The 2,291-nt window shown below is 60.7% G+C and carries 2 protein-coding genes; one reads left to right on the forward strand and one right to left on the reverse strand.

The genetic code is table 11. The features are described 5' to 3' along the window. Window positions 1-892, forward strand: an 892-nt coding sequence (locus tag AACS18_RS13290; RefSeq protein WP_258228709.1) for a phospholipase D-like domain-containing protein, incomplete at its 5' end; no start/stop codon positions are given. 524 nt (window positions 893-1,416) lie between these two features. Here the strand turns inward: AACS18_RS13290 and AACS18_RS13295 are convergent. After that, a partial coding sequence (locus tag AACS18_RS13295; protein WP_258228710.1) for a DUF3394 domain-containing protein occupies window positions 1,417-2,291 on the reverse strand: 875 nt, incomplete at its 5' end.

The raw sequence follows: 2,291 nt of genomic DNA on the forward strand, positions 1-2,291 counted from the left end.
GCTGCTGGTGGATGGCAAGCTGGCGCTGATCGGCGGGCGCAACATCGGCGATCGCTACTTCGGTCTGGATCCGCAAGCCCCCTTCGTGGATCTCGATCTCGCCTGTCAGGGGGGACTGTGCCAGCAGATGGCGCAGGGGTTCGAGCAGTTTTGGCACAGCCGCTGGAGTCACCCCATCCGCCATCTGCTGCGCCGCGAGCTGCTGCCCGCCGAAATAGAGGTGGTCAACGACTTCCTGTTCACCATGACGGATCCGGCGGTGGCGACGGTCTACGATCTGCCTGCGGCGCTGTTTGACGAGCGTGATGTGCCGCTGCAATGGCATGAGGGGCGGGCCGAGGTGTGGTTCGACCGTCCCGGCAAGGGGCTTATCTCCCGTCCCACCACTGCCCGTCAGCTCTGGCGCCAGCTGGCTGACAATCCCGGCTCGCTGGGGTTGGTGACCCCTTACCTCATCCTTACTCGCGGGTTTCGGCACCGTCTGGCGCGGCTGCGCCAGCAGGGGGTCGCCATCGAGATTCTCACCAACTCGCTGGCCAGCACCGATGTGCCACTGGTCTATGGCGCCTATCAGCGTTATCTCGGCTGGTTGCTGCGGCGCGGCATCCGTGTTGCCGAGTTTGACCACGGCCACGGCAGCCTGCACGCCAAGCTGATCCTGCTGGGGGAGGAGCGGGCGCTGTTCGGCAGCCTAAACCTCGATCCCCGCTCGCTGTTTCTCAATACCGAGCTGATGCTGCATCTGCACTGCCCGCCGATCTGCGAGGCGCTGCGAATGTGGCTGGCTCGCTGGCAGGAGCAGGCGGGTGGATTGCCGCGTAAACCCGAAGGGTGGCCAAGGCGACTGATAGCCCGCCTGAGCGACTGGTTGCCACTGCGCCGCTGGCTGTGAGGCGGCCATTTTTTGTGCGAGATCTCGCAAAGCCTTGTAAGCCATTGCTGATGCCCTTTGCGGGTGAATAACCATGCATGAATATATCTTGCTGTTTTATAACAATTTAGTGGTGATGATAAGGCTGTTTTTTGTACTCAGATGTGAATGGAATTAGCATAAAAACGTTTTTTATTTTGTTTTTATGCGTAATATTTCAGTTGCAAGGACAAACACGGTGGCTTGTCTGCCGTGTGGACGAAGGTTGTAACGGGTAGCTGGCCAGTTGCATCGCTGCAATGGGCGCGCACTTCAGATGGGTCGTGAACTATCGGAAAGTGAAACAGAGACCCGGTGTGGCCGGACTCCAATATGGAACATGCTATTTGCGAGGGGGTGACATGGACATGTCACCCCACTTTTTTTTGGCCGCTCGCCACCGTTTACCTTTTTCCATGACTGTTGCTCATCGCAAGAGCCGCAGAGGGCAAGGCAATAAAAAGAGGGCCGCAATAAGCGGCCCTCTGTCTCATCTGCCCGGTGGATTAACCAGCCTTGCTGCGGCGACGCTGCAGCCAGACGATCATTCCGAACAGCAGGAAGCCCGGGATCCACATCCACTCCTTGCGCCAGCGATCGGTGGGCGCCTTGACGGTGAGGATCTCCTGATCGAACTCCAGCCCCATGGTGGCGGCCGGGCTGCCAAAGGCGACGTTGTCGATCAGCGTCTTGCCATCCTGCTCATAGAGGCTCAGCCCCAGATTGGCCAGCCGCTCTTCGCCATTTGCCCCATCCGGTACGGCGACCAGCAGGGTGAACTTGCGTGGCTTGCCCACTGCATCTTCACCGAGGATCCGCAGCCGCAGGGTGCTCTCCGCCTCCACTTCACCCATGGTCTGGGCCAGCTGGGCAGGCGGGGTCCCGCGATAGGGGTCGTGCACCATGTCCATCCAGAAACCAGGGCGGAACAGGGTAAAGGCGACCAGCAACAGCAGCACGCTCTCGTACCAGCGGCTCTTCACCAGGAACCAGACCTGGGTGGCGGCGGCGAAGATCAGCATGGCGATGGTCGCCACGATGAAGATCAGCACCCCGTGGGCGAAGTCCACGTCGATCAGCAGCAGATCGGTGTTGAAGATAAACAGGAACGGCAACGCCGCGGTACGCAGGCTGTAGTAAAACGCCGTGATCCCGGTCTTGATGGGATCGCCCTTGGAGACAGCCGCTGCCGCGAAGGAGGCCAGCCCCACCGGCGGCGTCACATCCGCCATGATGCCGAAGTAGAAGACGAACAGGTGCACCGCGATCAGCGGCACGATCAGCCCGTTTTGCTGCCCCAGCGTCACGACCACCGGCGCCAGCAGGCTGGACACCACTATGTAGTTGGCCGTGGTGGGCAGCCCCATGCCAAGGATCAGGC

The organism is Aeromonas sp. HMWF015 (assembly GCF_963878965.1).
In the GTDB taxonomy this organism is placed as follows: Bacteria; Pseudomonadota; Gammaproteobacteria; order Enterobacterales; family Aeromonadaceae; genus Aeromonas; species Aeromonas veronii.